Source organism: Amycolatopsis sp. CA-211722 (assembly GCF_056828465.1).
In genome coordinates this window covers 2,149,129-2,171,312 of the sequence record NZ_CP184752.1, presented here as the reverse complement: position 1 = coordinate 2,171,312, position 22,184 = coordinate 2,149,129, and the positions used below count along the sequence as shown (strand labels likewise).

Annotated in this window: 16 protein-coding genes; 11 read left to right on the top strand and 5 right to left on the bottom strand. The window is 68.8% G+C overall.

Translation table 11 applies throughout. The annotated features are described in order from the left end of the window. Positions 1-16: 16 nt before the first annotated feature. A complete protein-coding gene (locus ACOCEP_RS10695; protein WP_482337097.1) occupies positions 17-1,105 on the bottom strand; it encodes an ROK family transcriptional regulator in 1,089 nt (362 codons plus the stop codon). 70 nt (positions 1,106-1,175) lie between these two features. Between ACOCEP_RS10695 and ACOCEP_RS10690 the strand changes: the two genes are divergently transcribed. Then, on the top strand, positions 1,176-2,210 hold the full coding sequence (locus tag ACOCEP_RS10690; RefSeq protein WP_482339679.1) for a Gfo/Idh/MocA family oxidoreductase: 1,035 nt from the start codon (positions 1,176-1,178) through the stop codon (positions 2,208-2,210). On the opposite strand, the gene ACOCEP_RS10685 is transcribed toward ACOCEP_RS10690, so the two are convergent. The 3 genes from ACOCEP_RS10685 to ACOCEP_RS10675 form a co-directional block, all read right to left on the bottom strand. Further along, the gene (locus tag ACOCEP_RS10685) at positions 2,211-4,724 is read right to left on the bottom strand and encodes a transglycosylase domain-containing protein (RefSeq protein ID WP_482337096.1); all 2,514 of its coding nucleotides are present in this window, start codon (positions 4,722-4,724) and stop codon (positions 2,211-2,213) included. It abuts the gene before it with no gap. A gap of 160 nt (positions 4,725-4,884) precedes the next feature. After that, positions 4,885-7,272, bottom strand: a complete 2,388-nt coding sequence (locus ACOCEP_RS10680) for a transglycosylase domain-containing protein (RefSeq protein WP_482337095.1) — start codon at positions 7,270-7,272, stop codon at positions 4,885-4,887. Positions 7,273-7,750: 478 nt separating this feature from the next. Next, the gene (locus ACOCEP_RS10675; RefSeq protein ID WP_192747244.1) at positions 7,751-8,164 is read right to left on the bottom strand and encodes a DUF5318 domain-containing protein; all 414 of its coding nucleotides are present in this window, start codon (positions 8,162-8,164) and stop codon (positions 7,751-7,753) included. Between the two features lie 247 nt (positions 8,165-8,411). Between ACOCEP_RS10675 and ACOCEP_RS10670 the strand changes: the two genes are divergently transcribed. Continuing rightward, the gene (locus ACOCEP_RS10670; RefSeq protein WP_005168208.1) at positions 8,412-8,957 is read left to right on the top strand and encodes a PadR family transcriptional regulator; all 546 of its coding nucleotides are present in this window, start codon (positions 8,412-8,414) and stop codon (positions 8,955-8,957) included. Positions 8,958-9,018: 61 nt separating this feature from the next. Beyond that, positions 9,019-10,101, top strand: coding sequence for an inositol-3-phosphate synthase (locus ACOCEP_RS10665; RefSeq protein ID WP_191255714.1), 1,083 nt, complete (start codon positions 9,019-9,021; stop codon positions 10,099-10,101). 190 nt (positions 10,102-10,291) lie between these two features. Here ACOCEP_RS10665 and ACOCEP_RS10660 read toward each other — a convergent pair whose 3' ends face one another. Next, positions 10,292-10,927 carry an HAD family hydrolase gene (locus ACOCEP_RS10660; protein ID WP_482337094.1) on the bottom strand — a complete coding sequence of 212 codons (636 nt, stop codon included), beginning with the start codon at positions 10,925-10,927 and terminating at the stop codon, positions 10,292-10,294. Between the two features lie 77 nt (positions 10,928-11,004). Here ACOCEP_RS10660 and ACOCEP_RS10655 point away from each other — a divergent pair, with 77 nt between their 5' ends. The 8 genes from ACOCEP_RS10655 to ACOCEP_RS10620 all read left to right on the top strand — a co-directional run bounded on the left by ACOCEP_RS10655 (position 11,005) and on the right by ACOCEP_RS10620 (position 22,131). After that, on the top strand, positions 11,005-11,463 hold the full coding sequence (locus tag ACOCEP_RS10655; RefSeq protein WP_482337093.1) for a MarR family winged helix-turn-helix transcriptional regulator: 459 nt from the start codon (positions 11,005-11,007) through the stop codon (positions 11,461-11,463). Next, on the top strand, positions 11,453-12,670 hold the full coding sequence (locus ACOCEP_RS10650; RefSeq protein WP_482337092.1) for an MFS transporter: 1,218 nt from the start codon (positions 11,453-11,455) through the stop codon (positions 12,668-12,670). The genes ACOCEP_RS10655 and ACOCEP_RS10650 overlap by 11 nt, the downstream gene beginning before the upstream one ends. Before the next feature lie 98 nt (positions 12,671-12,768). Next, complete coding sequence (locus ACOCEP_RS10645; RefSeq protein ID WP_482337091.1) at positions 12,769-14,811, top strand: PhoX family protein; 2,043 nt, start codon at positions 12,769-12,771, stop codon at positions 14,809-14,811. Positions 14,812-14,990: 179 nt separating this feature from the next. Next, positions 14,991-17,102: a PhoX family protein gene (locus tag ACOCEP_RS10640; RefSeq protein WP_482337090.1), complete on the top strand. Its 2,112-nt coding sequence runs from the start codon at positions 14,991-14,993 to the stop codon at positions 17,100-17,102. Positions 17,103-17,214: 112 nt separating this feature from the next. After that, positions 17,215-18,825, top strand: a complete 1,611-nt coding sequence (locus ACOCEP_RS10635) for a DUF7850 domain-containing protein (RefSeq protein WP_482337089.1) — start codon at positions 17,215-17,217, stop codon at positions 18,823-18,825. A 136-nt stretch (positions 18,826-18,961) separates the two neighbouring features. After that, positions 18,962-19,579: a class I SAM-dependent DNA methyltransferase gene (locus ACOCEP_RS10630; RefSeq protein ID WP_482337088.1), complete on the top strand. Its 618-nt coding sequence runs from the start codon at positions 18,962-18,964 to the stop codon at positions 19,577-19,579. 53 nt (positions 19,580-19,632) lie between these two features. Next, positions 19,633-21,360 (top strand): arabinofuranosyltransferase AftB family protein, encoded by a 1,728-nt coding sequence (locus ACOCEP_RS10625; protein WP_482337087.1) that lies wholly within the window; start codon positions 19,633-19,635, stop codon positions 21,358-21,360. Between the two features lie 84 nt (positions 21,361-21,444). Continuing rightward, positions 21,445-22,131 (top strand): SDR family oxidoreductase, encoded by a 687-nt coding sequence (locus ACOCEP_RS10620; RefSeq protein ID WP_482337086.1) that lies wholly within the window; start codon positions 21,445-21,447, stop codon positions 22,129-22,131. Positions 22,132-22,184 lie beyond the last annotated feature (53 nt).

Here is a 22,184-nt window from a genome sequence, read left to right as displayed (position 1 = left end):
TGGCGGATGTTAGCGCCTAACCGGGTGACCACCCGGTGATGTCGCCGCTGTCGTAGAACCCGGCCAGCACCTCCGCCGCCGCGCCGAACGCGACCACGTCGTCGCCCATCTCGTCGAGATCGACCTGGATCCGTTGCCAGTGCGGCAACGGAAGCAGCTCCCGAAGCCGCGCGGCGACGGTGTCGCGATACACCTCTGGCTCCGCGCGCACCGACCGGCCGGTCAGTACGACCCGTTCGAGGTCGAGGACCTGGACGAGGTCGGCGAGACCGATCCCGAGCAGGCCCGCGGCCTCCTCCGTGGTCGCCGCCGCGTTGTGGAGCACCTCGACGCAGCCTCGACGGCCACACGCGCAGCGCGGTCCGTCGAAGGCGAGTGTGGTGTGCCCGAACTCGCCCGCGTTCGTCCTCGGTCCGCGATACAGCCTGCCGTCGATCAGCAGGCCGACGCCGATCCCGGTGCCGACGAGCACGACGGCGGTCGCGGCCTGGTCGCCCTCCGGCCACTGCTGGGCGAAGGCGGCGGCGTTGGTGTTCTTGTCGAGCCGCACGGGCAGCCCGGTGCGTTTCGCGAGCAGGTCACGCAGGGGGACGTGGTGCCAGCCCGGCATGTTCGTGGCGTCCCGGACGACTCCTTCGCGGTGGTCGAGAGGGCCGACGCTGCCGACTCCGAGGCCGAGGACCCCTTCGCGCTCGACGCCGTCGAGTAGCGTTTCGGCCGCTTCGCCGACGGCGGCAACGGCCTGGTCTGGGGTGAATCCCGGGGTCAGCGGGCCGCCACAGGACGCGATGATCTTCCCGGTGAGGTCGGTCACGAGCACCCGGAACGAGTCTCGGTCGAGCTGCGCGCCGAGCGCGTGCCGGGCGTTCGCGCGGACGCGCAGCAGGGTGCGCGGCTTGCCGACGCCGGACGCGGCCTGGCGTTCCTCGTCCAGCAGGCCCGCTTCGAGCAGTTCGGGGACGATCTTCGAGACGGCCTGCTGGGTGAGCCGGGTTCGTTCGGCGAGTTCGACGCGGCTGAGGCCGCCCGCGCGCAGGATATGCGTGAGCAGCAGTGTCCGATTGTGCTGGCGCAGGCCGCGCAAATTGACCCCGGTCTCCGGCATAGCGCGCATCCTGCCACGACTGGCTGATTACGCAACACTGTTGTTTAATGGTGTCATGGCTGACTTGCGAGTGGGGATCTTCGGATACGGCACCGGCGGACGCGTTTTCCACGCGCCGCTGGTCGACGCGACACCGGGGCTGACCCCGGCCGCCATCGTCACCTCGAACCCGGACCGGGTCGGCCAGGCGAGTGCCGACTATCCGGCCGCCGACGTGCTGCCCGACGCGGACGCGCTGTTCGCGAAGGCGGGCGAGCTGGACTTGGTCGTCGTCAGCACGCCGAACCGCACCCACGTTCCGCTCGCGCTTCGGGCGATCGAGGCGGGCTTGCCCGTCGTCGTCGACAAGCCCTTCGCGCCGACAGCGGCCGAAGCCGCGAAGGTCGTCGAAGCGGCGAAGGCCAAGGGCGTCGGGCTGACGGTGTTCCAGAACCGCCGGTTCGACTCGGACTTCCTCACCGTCCGGAAGGTCCTCGAGACCGCCCGTCTCGGCGACGTCTTCCGGTTCGAGTCACGCTACGACCGTTGGGTGCCGGAACCGCGGGACAACTGGCGCGAGTTCGGCGACCCCGCCGAGGCGGGCGGCCTCCTCTACGACCTCGGCGCGCATATCGTCGACCAGGCGCTGCAGCTGTTCGGCCCGGTCGCCGAGGTCTACGCGGAGCTCGACAGGCGCCGCGCCGGGGTGTCGGTCGACGACGACGCCTTCGTCGCCCTCCATCACACCAACGGGGTGCGCTCGCATCTGTGGGCGTCCGCGCTCGCGGGCACCCGGAACCCGCGGTTCCGTCTTCTCGGCGACAAGGCGACCTTCACGAAGTACGGCCTCGACGTCCAGGAGCCGCAGATCAAGGACGGATTGCGGCCCGGCGACCCCGGCTGGGGCGTCGAGCCGCCGTCGGACGCGGGCGTGCTCGGCGTGAACGACGACGTCGAAACCGTGCCCACCGAGGTCGGCCGGTACGAGGACTTCTACGCGCAGGTGCGCGACGCGCTGCTCGGCAAGGGCGGCTTCCCGGTCGACCCCGCCTCCGCCGTCGAGGCGCTCCGGGTCATCGAAGCCGCCCACCTTTCAGGTGCCGAGCGGCGCGTCGTCACCCTCTAACTACTCGTTGTCGCCTCTGCCGCCGCCCCGGCCGGGCCCGTTGCCGCCGCTCTCTTCTTCGCCGCCGTTGTTCTCACTCGACGAAGGCGGGTTCCGCGAACTGGACGTCTCTTCTTCCTGGTTCCGCGAGGAGGAAGACCCGGTGGACGGGCCGGTCGACGGCGTGCCGGTCTCGGTCGAGCCCTCGTCCTCGTCCGGCGGGGTCTGCGTCGACGGGACGGTGTTCTCGTCGCCCCCGCCGATGATCTTGACCTTTTCGAAGCGCTCCCCCGGCTTCCCGTTCAGGTACAGGGAAAGGAACTTCTGCCAGATCGGCCCGGCGATCGTCGAACCGAAGATCGACTTGCCGTTCTTCCCCTTCAGCGCCTTGTCGCCGTCGCCGCCGACCCACACTGCGGCCGAGATCGACGGCGTGTAGCCGACCATCCAGGTCTGCGAGTTGGCGTCCTTCGCCGACGCGGGTTCGCCCGGACGGTACGTGTGCTGTTGGGTTCCGGTCTTGCCCGCGCATTCGTGGTTGTTGGGGCACTTGAGCTTCGAGAACGGGATGACACCCTTGAGCGACTCGGTGACGTTGCCGGCGATCTGCTTGCTCTTGTCGGCGTCGTCGGCGAACGCCGGCTTCGCCTCTTCCGGAGCGGTGTACGCGGCCTCGTCCTGCGAGTTGGTCACCTTGACGATGAAGTGCTTGTCCCGCCGCTGGCCTTCGCCCGCGAAGGTCGCGTACGCGGCTGCCATGTCCTCCGGGCTGACGGCCGTCTTGCCACCGCCGAGCGCGATGTTGTTGTCGGCGTACAGTTCGGAGACACCCTCGGGGGCGGGTCTGACCCCGGCGTCCTTGGCGGCCTGTGCCACCGGCCCCGGTTTGGTCACGTTCACGACCATGTCGTAGAACACCGTGTTCGCGGAGCGCTGCATCGCTTCGGACACCGTGCACTGCGCCGAACACGAGCTACCGGGACCGGCGTTCCGGATCGTCTGCTTCCCGAACTGCCGGTTGTTGGACCCGTCGAACGTCGAGTTGATGCCGCCCTTGCCCAGCTGCATGTACGCGGTGAGGTCGAACGGCTTCATCGACGATCCGGGGTTCTGCGGGGTGTCCGCCCAGTCCCGGCCCTTCTGGTCCTTGCCGTCGGGGCCCTTCACGATGGACGGGCCACCGTAGTACGCCTTCACGCCGCCGGTCTTCGGGTCGATGGCGACGAGCGCGTTGAGCAGGTTCTCGTCGGTCTGGCCCTTCATCCCGTCGGCCACCGCCTGCTCGGCCGCGGCCTGCGCCTTCGGGTCGATGGTCGTGTAGACCTTGTACCCGCCCCGGTAGTAGACGTCGGCGGTGATGCCGTTCGCCGCCAGCTCGTCCATGACCTTGTCGCGGATGAACGGGTTGACCACGCCCGCCTGCACCTTGTCGGTCTGCGGGATCGGCGTCGGGAACTGCAAGGTGGCGCGGTCCGCGGCGGAGAGGAAACCGTTCTGCACCATCCGGTTCAGCGCGACGTTCCAGCGATCGTTCGCGACCTTCGGGTTCTCCGAGCGCCCCGGCTGCTGGATGAGCCCGGCGAGGAGCGCCGCCTCGGAGGCGTTCAGCTCGCCCGCGGGCTTGCCGAAGAACGACTGCGCGGCCGCCTCGATCCCGTACGCGCCGCGCCCGAAGTAGATGATGTTCAGGTACGCCGCGATGATGTCCTTCTTCTCGTACGTCTGGTTCATCTTGAAGGACTTGGCGAGCTCGGTCCATTTACGGGCGAGCGACGACTCGTCCTCCCCGCTGGCGACCTTGATGTACTGCTGGGAGATGGTCGAGCCACCGCCCTTGCCCGCGGTCACCTGGTTGTAGACCGCGCGCAGGATGCCGCCGATGTCGAAACCGGAGTTGGTCTCGAAGGAGGCGTCCTCGGTGGCGATGACCGCCTTCTTGACGACGTCCGGGATCTGTTCCGGCGTCAGGATCTGCCGGTTCCCGCCCTTGGGGACGTCTTTGCCCATCTCGGTGTTGTCGGCGTAGTAGTACGTCACCGCCTGGCCCTGCGTGGCCGCGACGGACTGCGGCGACGGCACGTCGACGGCGAAGTAGGTGATCACGAACGCGATCGCCGGGATGACGACGAACAGGCAGAACAGCGCGAGCAGCACCCGCCGGATCCGTCTCCACCGGCGCTTCTTGCGCTGCGCGGGAGTGAGGATCGGCTTTCCGTTCTCGTCGGTCTCCGGGCCGTACGGCTCGTCGTCGTACGGCCCGTCGTAGCCGCGGTCGGTGGTGCCGTTGTGCTCGTGATGGGTGATGAGGTCCGGCTCGTGCTGCGGCGCGACCGGCGGCCGCTGCGGGCGACGCGGTGGCGGCTGCTGCTGGGACGGCCCTTGGCGCTGCCACGGCGCCTGACCAGGGGGACCCTGCCGCTGCCCGTGCCCTGGGGGCGGGCCGGCGGGGCGGCGGGGCGGTCCGGCCGGGCGTTGCGGACGACGTGCGGGGTCAGGGTCCTGACCTGGCCATCCGCCGTGGGGATCGTCGTTCACTGGGACGTCCTCCGAACCTTCCGTGGTGAGCGCGGTCCTGCGGTCGCAGGTCTCCTTCTAGTTAAGACGTATCGGATCGGTTCAGGTTCACCGATGCCACGAAAAAAGGTGTGCCGGGCAACCGCCCGGCACACCTTCCTTCAGGTGCTCAGCCCGATCGTCACGGATCTTCGGCGTTCGGGAACAACGGATCCGAAGTCCCCGGGCCGGGCCTCGTCGGCCTGGTGGGCTTGGTCGGCTTCGTCGGCCAGCCACCCGTTTCGGTCGTCTCGGTCGGCGACGTGGGCGTCGTCGGCGTCGGGGTGGTCGTCGGCGTCTCGGGCGGTGTCGACGTCTCCGGCGGCTTCTGGGCCGTCGTCGTCGGCACCGTGCGCGCGTCCTTGCCGATCGGCTTGACGCTGTCGAACTTCTCCGACGGCTTGCCGGTCATGTACCGGGACATGAAGTCTTCCCAGATCGGACCGGCGATGGTCCGGCCGTAGATCGGCTTGTTGTTCTTGTCGTGCAGCGGCTTGTTGCCGTCGCCGCCGACCCACACCGACGTCGAGATGCTCGGCGTGTAGCCCACCATCCAGGTCTGCGCGTTGCGGTCGCGGTAGCTCGCCGGGTCGCTGTCCTTGAAGTCGTACTGCTGCGTTCCGGTCTTGCCCGCGCACTCGTGATTCTTCGGGCACTTGAGCTTCGAGTACGGGATGACCTCTTCGAGCGCGTCGGTGACGTTGCCCGCGATCTGCTTGCTCTTGTCGGCGTCGTCGCTGAAGGCCGGGGAACCCTTGGGGGTCGTCTCGTCGAACTCGACCTCGTCCTGGGAGTTGGTCAGCTTGGCGACGAAGTGCTGCTTCTGCCGGACGCCTTCACCGGCGAAGGTGGCGAAACCGGCCGCCATGTCCTCCGCGGTGGTGACCGTGCCACCACCGCCGAGCGCGATGTTGATGTCGGGGCTCAGCTTCGCCTTACCGCCCTCGGCCTCCACCATCACGCCGGCTTCCTTCGCGGCCTTCGCCACCGGGTCGACCTTCGTCTCGTTGCGGACCATGTCGTAGAACACGGTGTTCGCGGAGACCTTCATCGCTTCGGCGACCGTGCACTGCGTGCCGCAGTTGGAGCTCTCGCCCGCGTTCCGGATCGTGCGGCCGTCGAACTTCCGGTTGTTGGAGCCGTCGAAGGTCTCGCCGAGTCCGCGGCCCATCTTCAGGAACGCGGTCAGGTCGAAGGCCTTGAACGCCGAACCGGGGTTGTGCGGCACGTTCGCCCAGTCCATCGCCTGGACGTCCTGGCCCTGCGCGTTCTTGGTCCAGTCCGGGCCGCCCCAGTAGGCGACGACGCCGCCGGTCTTCGGGTCGATCGCGACCAGCGCGTTCAGGATGTTCTCGTCCGTCTGGCCCTTCATCCCCTCGGCGACGGATTCCTCGGCCATCTTCTGCGCCTTGGGATCGATCGTCGTGGTGATCTTGTAGCCGCCCTGGTGGAGCCGGTCCTGGTCGTAGCCGCGGGCTTCGAGTTCGTCGATCACGCGGTTGCGGATGTGCAGGCTCAGCGTCCCGGCGTCGTCGGCCTTCGCCTGCGCCTTCGGGATCGGCTTCGGGAACTGCGCGGCGGCGCGCTCGCCCGGGTCGAGCCACTTGTTCGACACCATCTGGTCCATCACGAAGTTCCAGCGTCGCTGCGCGTACGGCTCGTTCTCGGACCGGCTCGGACCCTGGATCAACCCGGCGAGCAGCGCGGCCTCGGACGCGCCGAGCTCCTTGGCCGGCTTCTTGAAGTAGGCCTGCGCGGCCGCTTCGATACCGTTCGCGCCGCGGCCGAAGTAGATGGTGTTGAGGTAGGCGGTGATGATCTCCTCTTTGGACATCTGGTTGTTCATCTTGAAGGATTTGGCCAGCTCGGTCCATTTACGGGTGAGCGTCGGCGCCTCGTTGGCCGTTGCCTTCTTGATGTACTGCTGGGAGATCGTCGAACCGCCGCCCTGGCCGCCGGTGACGTTGTTGTAGACCGCGCGCAGGATGCCACCGACGTCGAAACCGGAGTTGGTCTCGAACGACGAGTCCTCGGCCGCGTACACGGCCTTCTTGACCACTTCCGGGACCTCGCCGGGCTTCAGCAGGTACCGGCTCCCGCCGCTGGCGGGCGCGATCTTGCCCATCGGGCTGCCGTCGGCGTACATCAGCGTGATCGGCTGGCTCTGCAGGCTCGCGACGCTTTCCTGCGACGGGACGTCCACCAGGAAGTAGGTGATGACGAACGCGATCGCGGGTACCACGACGAACAGGCCGAACATCGCGTAGAGGACCCGGCGGACGATGCGCCAGCGTCGCTTCTTGCGCTGCTTCGGCGTGAGGACCTTCTTCTTGCCGTCCTCGTCGTCTTCGGCGGCCTCGTCGTCGTAGGGATCCTCGCCCTCCGCGCCGAACGCGGCGTTCGGGTGACGATCGTCATAGCGGTCGTCGTACGGGTCGTAGCCGTACGGGTCTTCGGTGCCGTTGTGCGCGTGGTGCGTGATGAGTTCCGGCTCGCGCTCGTACGGCTCCGGCTCGACCGGCCGGACCATCGCGGTGGCCTGGTCGGCAGGGGCGGGAGGACGGCGATTGCCGGGCGGGGGCGGAGGCGGGGCACCCTGGCGGGACCGCTGGTCACCGGCGGGGCCTCGTGCTCCCGGCGGTGGCGGTCCCTGCCTGCGCGGGGGCATGCCATTGGGGCGTCGCGGAGGCGCGGGACGACGCGGTTCCCGGTCATCGGAGGGCCACTCGGGGCCGCCGGCGTCACCGCCGGGCCACTGGGGGCCGCCGCCCGGACGCGGGTTCGCCGAGCGGGGGACGCCGTTCGGGGGAGTACGGCGCTGGGGGCGGCGCGGCGGTTCTTCGCTCGGCCAGCCGGGTTCGTCGTCTTCGCCCGGCCATTGGGCACGGCGAGGTGCATCAGGCTCCTGGCCAGGCCAGGAGCGATTGCGGTCGTCGTTCACGAATGGGCCTCCCAGACCGGCGCTTCGGGGGACGCCGCTCTGTGCTCAACTGCGTTTTCGATACCTGTCACTGACCCGCTGTCCTCTGCGACCGGGTCCGTGGCCGGGTGGTACCCGGATCTCCTGTTCCGAGGACGTAGGACCGCACCAGGTGGTTCCAGTGACAGCTCCGGCAGACCTCGACCTCGTAGACGGTGAACTCCGCGAAGTGCCCGTCCATCCGTACCAGTTCTTCCGGCGTCTTGGCCGATCCGGCGGCGTGCTTGAGCTCGTCGCCGTACACCCACGACACCAGGGTGAGTTCCTCCCGATGGCAGACCGGGCAGTCCTGATCGCCTGGTCGGCCGTGGAATTTCGCGGCCCGGAGGAGGTACGGGCCCGCGTCGCAGACGTCGTATGTGCCGACGCGTCCGGAGTGGACGCCCTTGAGCAGCGCGCGCCGCTGTAAGGCGTAGTCCACGACCTGCCGCTGGTTTCGCACGCCAACAGAGTACGGGCTCTTCCTGTGTGGTCCACGCCCCGTTGTCGGCGGGACCGTCCGTACGCGGTCGGACACGCCGACGATTCGATAACTGTCCGGTGAATTTCCCCGGGATCCCCGGTGCTCGATCGGGGTTAGCTACACCACTCCGATGTATCGGCGCGATATAGTGGGCCGGTAGGTTGACCGAGCCGGTCACGGTGGCCAACGCGACCGGTCGCGGTTTGTTCCCGGAAGGGGGTGCGGTGTGCTGGAGCTCGCGATCTTGGGGCTGCTGCACGAGACCCCCATGCACGGCTACGTGCTGCGCAAACGTTTGCATGAGACGCTCGGGATGTTCCGGACGTTCTCGTACGGCTCGCTGTACCCCACCCTGCGTCGGCTGCTTCGCGCCGGTTACCTCGTCGAGGAGCTCGAAGAGGTGGAAGACCGGGCGTGGGCACGCCGGGGCAAACGGGTGTACAAGCTCACCGCCGAGGGCAAGGAACGGTTCGCCGAACTGCTCGGCGACGCCGGGCCGCAGACGTGGGACGACGAAGGCTTCGGCGTCCACCTGGCGTTCTTTTCGAGGACACCGGCCGACGTCAGGATGCGAATCCTGGAAGGCCGTCGTCGTCGGGTCGAGGAACGCCGTGAAGGACTTCGGACGGCAATGGCGCGGGCCGAGGAGAAGATCGACCGCTACACCCGTGAGCTGCACCGGCTCGGGCTGGAGTCCAGTGAGCGGGAGGTGCGCTGGCTCAACGAGCTGATCGCGCACGAACAGGCCGAGCAGCGCGGACCGGAGACCTGAGGCGCCTCCGAGCGCGCTGCGCATTACCTACAACTGTTGGACTAATGAAGGAGAAACCGGCATGGGCGAGAACCGCCGCGTTCGGGTGGCCATCGTGGGCGTCGGCAACTGTGCGGCCTCGCTGGTCCAGGGCGTTCAGTACTACCGTGACGCGGATCCCAGCACTCGCGTGCCCGGTTTGATGCACGTCGTGTTCGGCGAGTACCACGTCCGCGACATCGAGTTCGTCGCCGCGTTCGACGTGGACGCCAAGAAGGTCAGCCGTGACCTGTCCGAGGCGATCTTCGCCTCGGAGAACAACACGATCAAGATCGCCGATGTGCCGCCGCTGGGTGTCACCGTGCAGCGTGGGCACACCTACGACGGGCTCGGCCGCTTCTACCGCGAGACCATCGAGGAGTCCGACGAGACCCCGGTCGACGTCGTCGCCGCGCTGCGCGAGGCCGAGGTCGACGTGCTCGTCTCCTACCTGCCGGTGGGCTCCGAAGAGGCCGACAAGTTCTACGCGCAGGCCTGCATCGACGCCGGTGTGGCGTTCGTCAACGCGCTGCCGGTGTTCATCGCCTCCGACCCCGAGTGGGCGGAGAAGTTCCGCGCGGCCGGCGTCCCGATCGTCGGTGACGACATCAAGTCCCAGGTCGGCGCCACCATCACGCACCGCGTGCTGGCGAAGCTGTTCGAAGACCGCGGCGTCCAGCTCGACCGGACGATGCAGCTCAACGTGGGCGGGAACATGGACTTCCTGAACATGAAGGAGCTGGAGCGGCTCGAGTCGAAGAAGATCTCGAAGACCCAGTCGGTCACTTCGCAGGTCGACCGCGAGCTCGGCAAGGGCAACGTCCACATCGGGCCGTCCGACTACGTGCAGTGGCTCGACGACCGCAAGTGGGCCTACGTCCGGCTCGAAGGCCGCGCCTTCGGCGACGTGCCGCTGAACCTGGAGTACAAGCTCGAGGTGTGGGACTCGCCGAACTCGGCCGGCATCATCATCGACGCCGTGCGCGCCGCGAAGATCGCGAAGGACCGCGGCATCGGCGGCCCGATCCTGTCGGCTTCCTCCTACTTCATGAAGTCGCCGCCGGAGCAGTACGACGACGCCACCGCGCGCGACGAGGTCGAGAAGTTCATCGCCGGCGAGGCGTGACCCTCGCGGCCGCTCAAATGTCATGAAAGGGCCGTTCCTGACGTTTTTCGTCAGGAACGGCCCTTTCATGACATCCGGGCGCCCGCGAGAGGCTGAACCTGGTCCGGTCCCGAGCGGGAGCGTTGCGAAAGCCACTTTCGCAACCTTCAACGTTGCGAAAGTGGCTTTCGCAACACCCGTCGGCCCGGAATCAGCCCTCCTGAAGCGCCGCCGGCAGGTCCGTGATCACCGGGACCACCGTCGTCTCCGCCAGCACCGCCGGGTCCGGCGGGAAATGCGGATTCGGCACCGCGTACACCGTCATCCCCGCGGCCAGTGCGGCGCGCAGCCCGTTCGTCGTGTCCTCCACGGCCGCGCAGTTCTTCGGCTCCGCGCCCAGCAGCTCGGCCGCCTTCAGATACACATCGGGCGCCGGTTTCCCCGCGCCGACCTGCTCCGACGACACCGCCGTCGGCACCGGCAGCCGCGTGATGTCCAGGAAAGCCTTGATCAGCAGCGGCGGCGACGAGCTCGCGATCGCCACCGGCCAGTGCTTCGCGACTTCGCGGACGACACCCGGCGCGCCCGGGATGATCGGCGGCTTCTCCGCGTACCGCCGCGCCATCCGGTCGATCACCACCTGCGCGACGTCCGCGGGCCGCAGCTGGACGCCGAGGTCGTGCGCCAGGTAGGCGGCCCATTCCGGGGTGCTCATCCCCTGCATCGCCCTGGTCGATTCCTCCCGCCAGGTGCCGTGGAACTCGTGGACGACCGCCCGGCGGACCTCGTCCCACATCGTTTCCGAATCCACCAGGACACCGTCGAGATCGAAGATCACCGCTTCCACGCTCCCAAGCCTAGGCGGTGAAAACCTGTGCGGCAGATTACTTAGCCATGCTCAGTATTTTTAGTTAGCATGGCTAAGTGACCACGAAAGTCGCCGAGCTCGCCCACCGGCTCCGCCCGCTGGTGTTCCGGCTGTACTACCTCGTCCGCCGGGAGACGCCGCAGGTGCGGCTCACCCTCACCCAGGGTTCGGTGCTGTCGGAGCTGCTCAACGGCGGTCCGCGCCGGATGAGCACGCTCGCCGATCTGGAGCGGGTCCGGATGCCGACGATGACCGACGTCGTCCGCCGTCTCGAACGGCTGGGCCTGGTCAGCCGCCGCCGCGATCCCGCCGACGGCCGGGCCGTGCTCGTCGAGGTCACCGAGGTCGGGCAGCGCTTCCATCGGCAGTTGATCGTCGCGCGGGAGGAATTCCTGCGTGAGCGGCTCTTCGAACTCGACGAGACCGACCGCGCCGCGATCGAAGCCGCGCTCCCCGCCCTCACCAGGTTGCTGCACGAAGAGAAGAAGGAGGAACTGATCCGCGATGAGCGCTGAGCCCCACTCGAGCCTGTTGGACGCCGTCAAGGGACAGCCCAAGCAGGTATGGATCACCGCGTTCGCCGCGGTCATCGCGTTCATGGGCATCGGACTGGTCGACCCGATCCTGCTGTCGATCGCGGAAGGCCTGAAGGCGACGCCGTCGGAAGTGACCCTGCTGTTCTCCAGCTACCTCGGCGTCCAGGCGGTCGCCATGCTGGTGACCGGCGCGATGAGTGCCCGGTTCGGGGCCAAGCGGACCGTGGTCGCCGGGCTGACGCTGGTCGTCGTCGCCACCGCGCTGTGCGCCGCGTCCGGGTCGATCGAGCAGCTCATCGGGTTGCGCGCGATCTGGGGACTCGGCAACGCCTTCTTCATCGCGACCGCGCTTTCGGTCATCGTCGGCGCCGCGACCGGCGGCCAGGCGGGCGCGATCCTGCTGTACGAGGCCGCGCTCGGCGTCGGCCTCGCGGTCGGCCCGCTGCTGGGCGCGCTGCTCGGCAGCATCTCGTGGCGCGGCCCGTTCCTCGGCACTTCGGTGCTGATGCTGTGCGGTCTCGTGCTCTGCTCGATCTTCCTGACCGCCGACGCGAAGGAGACGCGGCCCAGGATCAGGCTGCTCGACCCGTTCCGCGCGCTCAAGCACGGCGGGCTGCTGCGCACCTCGATCGGTTCCGCGCTGTACACCGCCGCGTTCTTCGTGGTGCTGGCCTGGTCGCCGTTCGTGCTGGAGTGGAGCGCCGTCGCCGTCGGCCTGATCTTCTGCGGCTGGGGCCTTTCGGTCGCCGTCGCGGGCGTGGTGCTGGCGCCGAAGCTCGCCGCGAAGCTCGGTGAGCGGCACGCGACCGTGGTCGCCGTCTTCGGTTACGCCGTGTTGCTGCTGATCATGGCCATCCCGAGCAAGCCGGTGCTGGTCGTCGGCATCATCCTGTCCGGGCTGGTGTCCGGCCTGCTCAACACGCTGTTCACCGGCACGGCCATGTCGATCAGCGGCGCCCCGCGCCCGGTCGCGAGCGCCGGATACAACTTCTGCCGCTGGCTCGGCGGCGCGGTCGCCGCGACCGTCGTCGGTCACCTGGCCGAGTGGTTCGGCGCGAAGCAGGCGCCGTTCGTGATCGCCGCGATCCTGTGCGTGCTGGCCGGCGCCCTGCTGACGATCCGCGAGAAGTCGGCTGACCCGCACACGATTCCGGCCGAGGCGGTCCTCGTCGGCGAAGAGATGTAAAGCGGAACAAAGGGTGAACACCGGACCAACGAGGGGTTTCCTCTCGTCGGTCCGGTGCCTTAGCGTCGACCTCCCGAACTGCAGATGCGGAGGTCCGCGTGAAATTCCTTCCGTTGCTGGCCGGCCATTCACCAAGCCGGGCGTCAGTGACCTGTACCTACCGCTGTGGCGACGCGTGCTTCCACGACGCGCCGAACACCTCGGACAACCCCACCTTCGCCGACGTGCTCGGCGCGGTGAGCCGCCGTGGCGCGCTGAAGGCGACGGCCGTCGTCGCACTGGCCGCCGGGACGCCGCTCGCGCTCGCGGCGCCGGCGTCCGCCGCTCCCGAGGGGCGGCCGAAGCCGCCACCCGGCACCGACTACGAACGGGTTCAGCCGAACACGCTCGACGCCGTCGTGGTGCCCGAGGGCTACGAGCAGGGCATCGTGATCCGCTGGGGTGACGCGGTGCTGCTCGGTGCGCCGGAGTTCGACTTCGACCATCAGACGGCCGAGGCGCAGGCGAAGCAGTTCGGCTACAACTGCGACTTCGCCGCGCTGCTGCCGCTCGACCACTGGGGCCTCACTTCGCTGCTGGTCACGAACCACGAATACACGTCGGAAGAGTTCATGTTCCGCGGGTACGACCGGGACAACCCGACCGAGGAGCAGGTCAAGATCGCGTGGGCGGCCCACGGCCTGACCGTCGTCCAGGTGTCGCGCGGACGCGACACCGGGCACCTGCGGCCGAAGATGTCCCGCTACAACCGGCGCATCACGCTGCACACGCCGTTCAAGGTGACCGGCCCCGCCGCGGGCAGCGACCTGCTCAAGACCGCCGCCGACCCCACCGGCACGGTGGTGCTGGGCACGATGAACAACTGCGCGGGCGGCGTCACGCCGTGGGGCACGATCCTGTCCGGCGAGGAGAACATCAACCAGTACTTCGGGAACGCCGAAACGGTGACCGACCCCGTGAAGCGCAAGCGCTACGCGCGGTACGGCATCAAGGGCACCGCGACCACCCGCAAGTGGGAGCGGTTCGACGCGCGCTGGGACATCGCCAGGGAACCGAACGAGGCCCATCGCTTCGGCTGGGTGATCGAGCTGGATCCGAACGACCCGGACAGCACCCCGGTCAAGCACACGCATCTCGGGCGGTTCAAGCACGAGACGGCCAACATCCGCGTCGCCAAGGACGGCCGCGTGGTCGCCTACTCCGGCGACGACGAGCGCTTCGAGTACATCTACAAGTTCATCTCGAAGGGCCGGATGAAGCCGGGGAACAGCGCGCACGCCCGGCGCCACAACATGACCCTGCTCGACGACGGCACGCTCTACGTCGGCCGGTTCACCGGCGACAGCCCGGCCGCCGAGATCGACGGCACCGGAAAGCTGCCCTCGGACGGTGAATTCGACGGCGGCGGCGAGTGGATCCCGCTGGCGTCGGGCAACAAGTCCTTTGTGGACGGAATGAGCGCCGAAGAGGTGTACGTCTTCACCCGCGAGGCGGCCGACCGGGTGGGCGCCACCAAGATGGACCGGCCCGAGGACATCCAGGCCCATCCGTACACCGGCCGGATCTACTGCGCGCTGAGCAACAACGTCGAGCGTGGCAACCCCGGCAAGGAAGGCGCCACCGAGCCCAACCCGCGGCTGAACAACAAGCACGGCCAGGTGCTGGAGCTCGAAGAACGGCGCGGGGACGCGCTCGCGCTGACCTTCAGCTGGCGGCTCTTCCTGGTGTGCGGCGACCCTGCCTCGCCGGACACCTACTTCGCCGGCTTCCCCAAGGACCAGGTCTCGCCGATCTCCAGCCCGGACAACGTGGCCTTCGACCGGCACGGCAACCTCTGGATCTCCACCGACTCGGCGGGCGCCCTCGGCATCAACGACGGCCTCTACTCCGTGCCGTTGGAGGGGCGCAACCGCGGTGAGCTGAAGTTGTTCCTCACGGTGCCCCGCGGCGCGGAGACCTGCGGGCCGATCGTCGAGCGGAAGATCGTCACGGTCTGTGTCCAGCATCCGGGTGAAGTGGACGGCGCGAACGCCGACAAACCGGCCTCCCATTGGCCGGACGGCGGGGAAACCCAGCCTCGTCCCTCCGTGGTGGCGGTGTGGAAACCCGGCAGGCATGGCCTGGCGGACATCGGTTCCTAGTCGAAAAGCAACGATCTAGCAGTACTTTTGGTCGATGGCGCGCTGCCGGGTCCGGCAGCGCGCCATCGCTCGTTCGCGCGCTGTTCATCTTCTGGCCAGAGCTGGATCGTTTTGGTCGCTTACCGTCACGACGTTCCCCCGACTGGACTACGTGTACCCACCGCGACCATGGAGGCCCTGTGTCCTTCGAGCCTCAGCGGCTCCTGCCGTTGATCACCTCCCACCCCGGTGGCCGCTCCGCGGTCACCTGCGAGTACCGCTGCGGCAACGCGTGCGCCCACCCCGAGCCGAACACGTCGGACAACGAATACTTCGGCGACGTCGTCAAGAACGTGCTTTCCCGTCGTGGCGCGCTGAAGGCGGGCGCCGTGATGGCCGCCACCGCGGGCGGTTTCGCCGCGCTGTCCGGTACGGCCGCCGCCGAGACCCCGGCCGACGTATCCAGCGCTGCCGCCGCGGGCCGCGGCAAGCCGGGCCGTCCCGGGCGTCCGGTGCCCGGCACCGACTTCGAAGCGGTGCCGCCGAACACCCTCGACGCGATCACCATCCCCGAGGGTTACGAGCAGCGTGTCGTCATCCGCTGGGGCGACGCCGTCGAGTGGGGCGCGCCGAAGTTCGACTTCCACAAGCAGACCGCGGCCGCGCAGGCCAAGCAGTTCGGTTACAACTGCGACTTCGTCGGCCTGATCCCGCAGGATCCGCTGGGCATCCGCAACCTGCTGGTGGTGAACCACGAGTACACCACCGAGGTCCACATGTTCCCGGCCGACCAGTACGACCCGAAGAACCCGACCGAGGAGCAGATCAAGATCGCGTGGGCCGCGCACGGCCTCTCGGTCGTCCAGGCCTTCCGCGACCCGATCGGTGGCGCCCTGCGCGTGACGCCGAGCCCGTTCAACCGCCGCATCACGCTGAACACCGCCTTCGAGGTGCGCGGCCCGGCCGCCGGTTCGAAGTACCTCAAGACCTCCGCGGACCCGACCGGCCGCAAGGTCTTCGGCACGCAGAACAACTGCGCCGGCGGCGTGACCCCTTGGGGCACCGTGCTTTCCGGCGAGGAGAACGTCAACCAGTACTTCGCCAACGCGGCGAGCGTCACCGACCCGGTCGCCGCCGCGCGGCTGAAGCGGTACGGCTTCTCCGGCACCGAAAGCACCCGTAAGTGGGAGCGGTTCGACAAGCGCTGGGACCTCGCGAAGGAGCCCAACGAGGCCAACCGCTTCGGCTGGGTCGTGGAGATCGACCCGAACGACCCGCACTCGGCGCCGATCAAGCACACCGCGCTCGGTCGCTTCAAGCACGAGGCCGCGAACATCAAGATCACCAAGGACGGCCGCGTCGCCGTCTACTCGGGTGACGACGAGCGCTTCGAGTACATCTACAAGTTCGTCTCCAAGGGCAAGTACAAGCCGGGCAAGAGCGCGCACGCGCGCCGCCACAACTCGGCGCTGCTCGACGACGGCACCCTGTACGTCGGCCGCTTCACCGGCGACAGCCCGGCCGCCGAGATCGACGGCACCGGGAAACTGCCCTCGGACGGCGAATTCGACGGTGTCGGCGAGTGGATCCCGCTGGCGTCGGGCGACAAGTCCTTTGTGGACGGTTTCACGGCCGAAGAGGTCTACGTCTTCACCCGCGAAGCGGCGGACAAGGTCAAGCCGACCAAGATGGACCGCCCCGAGGACATCGAGCCGAACCCGGTCAACGGCCGGATCTACGCGGCGCTGACCAACAACAGCCAGCGCGGCCCCGCCGGCAAGGCGAACGTCGACGAGGCGAACCCGCGGCCGAACAACCGCAACGGCCACGTCCTGGAGTGGGAAGAGGACCGGGGCGACGCCGCGTCGACGAAGTTCTCCTGGCGGCTCCTGCTGGTCTGCGGTGACCCGAAGACGGCGGACACCTACTTCGGCGGGTTCCCGAAGGAGCAGGTCAGCCCGATCTCGTGCCCGGACAACGTCGCGTTCGACCGCCACGGCAACCTGTGGATCTCCACCGACGGCAACGCGCTGGGCGCGCACGACGGGCTGTTCTCGGTGCCGGTCGACGGTCCGGAACGCGGGCACGTCAAGCAGTTCCTGTCGGTCCCGGTCGGCGCGGAATGCTGCGGCCCGGTGGTGACCGACCACCTGGTGCTCGTCGCCGTGCAGCATCCGGGTGAAGACGCGGACAGCTCCGCGAACCCGACGTCGCACTGGCCGGACGGCGGCACTTCGCAGCCGCGTCCGTCGATCGTGTCGGTGTGGAAGAAGGGTCGCTGGGGCCAGGTCGGCCGCATCGGCGTCAAGTAGTCGCCTCCGGCGCCCCGATCACTCTCGGCGAGACTTGTTCTCCCTGATCGGGGCGCCGGACGACACCGTTCGGTGATTACGGAAGCCTGCCCCGCTCATTAGCTTCAGCCCTGTGAAAAGGGCACTGGTGTTCATCGCGGCGGGCGCGCTCGTCTCCGGCTTCGTCCCTTCGTACGCGCAGGCGGCGACCGTCCCGTCCGGTTGCACCGGTGGCGTCGCGCCGAACCCGAGCGTCGAGCAGGGCAGCCCGCCCGCCGGGTACACCTTCAACCCGGCCGCCCCGGTGCCGCCCGGCACGCCGAGGAGCAAACAGCCCCGGCTGTCCACGGCCAGCGGCTACCAGCCCGACGGCGGCAAGTACGCCCTGATCTCGACCCCGGACAACATGGTCAGCACCGCCTACGCGGCGATGAAGTTCGTGCCCGGCGGCGTCTACACCCTGACCGACTGGACCGGCACGAACCGTCGGCGCGCGGACGCCGTCCAGGAGACGGGGCTGCGGTTCTACAACGGCTCCGGCAAGGTCGTCCTGGAGAACAAGCTCGAGGTCGTGCACGCCGTCGAGTCCGACGGCAAACTGGCCCGGCAGGATTTCCCGCCGTCGATCGCCCCGCCGTCGGCCGGTTCGGTGAAGTTCTTCGCCGCCACCGACCGCAACTGGGTCATGTGGGACTGCGTCCATCTGCGGGTCGACTCGTTCTCCGCGAAGGCGGAGGTGCGGGATCCGGCGAGCGGTGCCTGGGGTGCCACGGCCACCCTGGAGGCGGGCACCACCGCGAACTACCGGTTCACGGTCACCAACGACGGCACCACGACGCTGACCGGCATCAAGGTCGAAGATCCGTACTGCGACGTGAACCCCGCCCCGATCGCGACCCTCGAAGCAGGCAAGTCGGCGACCGTCACCTGCGACCACAAGAACGTCACCGAAGCGGACAACGGCCGCGTCAGCACCGCGACCGTCTCCAGCGGAACCTTGCCGAAGAAGACCGCGACCACCACCATCAAGGTCACCCCGCCGCCCGCGATCGACGAGATCGGCGAGTTCGCCTGGAACGACCTCGACCGGAACGGCCTGCAGGACCCCGGCGAGCCGGGCGTTCAAGGCGTGAAGGCGACCTTGAAGGACGCGTCGGGCAAGGCGCTCGGGACGATCACCACCGACGCCGCCGGCAAGTACCGCTTCACCAAGCTGAAGGACGGCATCTACCAGGTCTGCTTCGACATCGCCGGGCTCCCGTTCACGTACACGGCGAAGGACGCGGGCGACGACACGAAGGATTCGGACGCCGACCCGGCGACCGGCTGCACCGCGACCACCACGGTCGGGCCTCGCAAGCGGCAGGACCTGACGCTCTCCGCGGGTCTCGTCGCGCCGCTGAGCAGGCTGGGCGACTTCGTGTGGCTGGACAAGGACAAGGACGGCCTTCAGAGCCGCGACGAACTCGGTGTCCCCGACGTGAAAGTGACGCTGAAGGACAATTCCGGCAAGGAGGTCGCCTCGACCTCGACCGGGCCGGACGGGCGCTACGCCTTCGAGCAGGTGCTTCCAGGCTCGTACCAGGTGTGCTTCGACGCCGGTTCACGTCAGCTCACCCGCTCCGGCGCCGCGCACCACAACGGCACCGATTCGGCGGCGGACCCCGCCACCGGCTGCACGCCGGTGGCCGCGCCCGGCTCGCCGGAAGACCTGACCAGGGACGCCGGCCTGCTCGACCCGTGATCGCCTTTCAATCACGCGAGTTACGCCCCCAATCACGCGTGTTACGCCTCTGATCACGCGAGTTCGCCGTTCGCACCCGTCTTGACGCGCGTTCGGTGGCGCGAATTGTCGGTGGGTGCCGCTAACGTCGCCGACCGTGACTTCCCATCTCGACGCCACCCGAGAGTCCTACGACACCGTCGCCGAGGACTACGCGGCGCGCATCGTGCCGCTGTTCGAGGAGGAGCCGATCAGCCGCGCGATGCTCGCCGCGTTCGCCGAGCAGGTGCGCGGCCCGGTCGCCGACGTCGGCTGCGGTCCCGGCCACGTCACCGCGCACCTGGCGTCGCTCGGCGTCGATGTCACCGGTGTCGACTTGTCGCCGAAAATGGTCGAGATCGCCCGTCGGCAGTATCCTGACCAGCGGTTTTCGGTCGGCTCCATGACCGCACTGGATTTTCCGGACGGGTCGTTGGCCGGTCTCGTCGCCTGGTGGTCGATCTTCCATCTGCCGCCGGAGGCGCTCCCGGCGGTGTTCGCGGAGTTCCGTCGCGCGCTCGCGCCGGGCGGGCAAGTCCTGCTCGGGTTCCACGTCGGTGACGAGCGCCTGAGCCCGGAGACGGCGTACGGCCACCCGGTCACCTACGACGCCTACCTGCTGGATCCCGGCCGGGTCGCGGACCTGCTCGGGCAGGCCGGCTTCGAGGTCACCGCGCGGCTGGCCATGGAAGGGAGGAAGTGGCCACAGTCCTGTCTGTCCGGCCGTGCGGTTTGACTCGCGGGCCGCGGACCTGATCTCCTGCGCACGCAACCGAGGCGGGCGGGGCCATGACGCAGACGAACACGACAACGGGTGAGAGCACGCCCGGCTGGCCTTCGCGCGCCTGGTACCTGAGGCCTTCGACCTGGACCTGGTTCGGATTCGGTCTGGTGCTGATGGTCTACGCCGATCTTGCCTGGCGCCGCCGCTGGATGAGCGACGACGGGCTGATCGTGCTGCGGACGGTCCGTCAGATCCTCGCGGGCAACGGGCCGGTGTTCAACGTCGGCGAGCGGGTCGAGACCAACACCAGTCCTTTGTGGACAGCGGTCCTGAGCGTACTGGGGCTGATCCCAGGGGTGCCGCTGGAGTGGGTCTCCGTGGTCACCGGGCTGGTCTTCTCGGTCACCGGGTTGTTCTTCGGCCTGGACGGCGCGCGGCGGCTCTACCAGCCGCTGGCGTTCCACGGGCTCGCTCCGGCCGGAGCGCTGGTGGTCTGCGCGCTGCCGCCGTTCCGCGACTTCGCGACGTCCGGCCTCGAAACCGGGCTGATCACCTTGTGGCTGGGCGGAACATGGTGGCTGCTCGTCCGTCGTGCGTCCACAATGGACGATCTGCGCAGCTGGCCGGTCGCGCTGGTCGCCGGGTTGGGTCCGTTGGTGCGGCCAGACCTCGCGCTCTTCAGCGCTGTCGCCTTGGTGGCGTTGTTCGTCCTCGCGCGGCCGGGGCGGCGTCGCGTGGTGGGTCTGATGGCGGTGGCGGTCGCGCTCCCGTTGGCGTATCAGGTGTTCCGGATGGGCTACTACGGTCTGCTGACGCCGAACACCGCACTGGTCAAGGAGGCGTCGGAAGCGAACTGGGCTCGCGGATGGGCGTACCTGGCCGACCTCGTCCAGCCGTACTGGCTGTGGCTCCCGCTGGTGCTGCTCGCCGCCGCGGTCGTCACGGTTTCGTCCACTATGGACAGAACCTTCGTGGTGCTCACCGCGGTTCCGGTCATCGGAGCGGTGTTGCTCGCGGTGTACGTGATCCGGGTCGGCGGGGATTTCATGCACGGGCGCATGCTGCTCCCGGCGCTGTTCTGCCTGCTCTTGCCGGTGCTGGCCCTGCCGGTGACGAGGGTGACCGTGGCGTTTCTGGTCGCCGTCGGGGTCTGGGCGTTCGTGGCCGCCGCGTCGCTTCGCCCGGCATACTCGGCTTCCCCGCGCGCTGTGGGCGTCACCGACGAGCGATCGTTCTGGTCGCGGTCGACGGGGCACGAACACCCGGTCCTGGCGGACGACTATGCCGACCACCCGCTGATGCCGTCGGCGCTGGACGCCATCCGCGGCGTGTCGGGCCCGGCGGTGCTGATCCAGGACTACACGACCCGGCGCTGGTACGCGTACCCGACGAACCGGCCGTACGTGACCGTCGCGGCGGACAGCATGGGCGCGCTCGGCCTCCTGATCCCGCTCGACATGCGGCTGCGCGACGGTTACGGCCTCGCCAACCCGTTCGCCGCGCATTCGACGTCGCTCCCCGGCGGCCGTCCCGGCCACCAGAAATGGCTGCCGCCGGTATGGGAGTTGGCGAATTCGGCGCGGCTCCCGATCGCCGAGGGCGGTCCGGCGCGCTCCGCGGACGTCACCGCCGCCCGAGCGGCGCTCGACTGCCCGGCTCTCGTCGCGATCGACGCGTCGGTGCGGGAGCCGCTGACGGCCGGGCGGTTCGCGGAGAATCTCGCCGGTTCCTTCACCCGGGGTTCGATCCGTTTCCCGCGCGTGGCGACCCCTCCCGTCGTGTGCGCCCCCTGATCACGCGAGTTACGCCTCTGATCACGCGAGTTACGCCTCTGATCACGCGCCGGTGGTCCAGAACCGAACCACTAGCGTGACGGTATGGCTGATCTACCTCTCGCTCTCGTCACCGGCGCCACCCGCGGTATCGGTGCCGCGACCGCCCGCGCGCTCGCCCCGACCCATCGGTTGCTGCTCGGCGGCCGCGACGCCGACGCGCTCGGCGAACTGGCGGGCACCCTGCCCGAGGCGAAGCCGTGGCCGATCGACCTGACCGACACCGAAGCACTGGAGGCGGCGACCGCCGAAGTCGGCGGGCTGGACGTGCTGGTGCACTCGGCGGGCGTGGCGCGGCTCGGCACGGTCGAGACCGCGACCGACGCCGACTGGCGGGCGAATTTCGAGGTCAACGTCCTGGGAGTTGTCACGCTGACCAGGCTGTTGCTGCCCGCGCTGCGTGCTTCGAAGGGGCACGTCGTGGTGATCAACTCGGGCGCCGGGCAGAACGCGCGGCCGGGTTGGGGCCCGTACGCGGCGAGCAAGTTCGCCGTCCGGGCCTTCGCCGACTCACTGCGTGAGGAGGAGTCCGCGCTCCGGGTGACGTCGATCTATCCCGGCCGCACCGACACCGAGATGCAGCAGGCGATCGTCGCCGACGAGGGGCGCGAGTACGAGCCGGAACGCTTCCTGCGCCCCGACTCCGTCGCGGCCGCCGTCCTCGCCGCGGTCTCCGCCACCGGTGACGCGCACCCGACCGACGTGACCCTCCGGCCGCGCGGTTTGGTCTGACTTCCCAGCCACCAGCGCGCGCCTTGCCCCCAATGTGACATCTGGGTCACTCA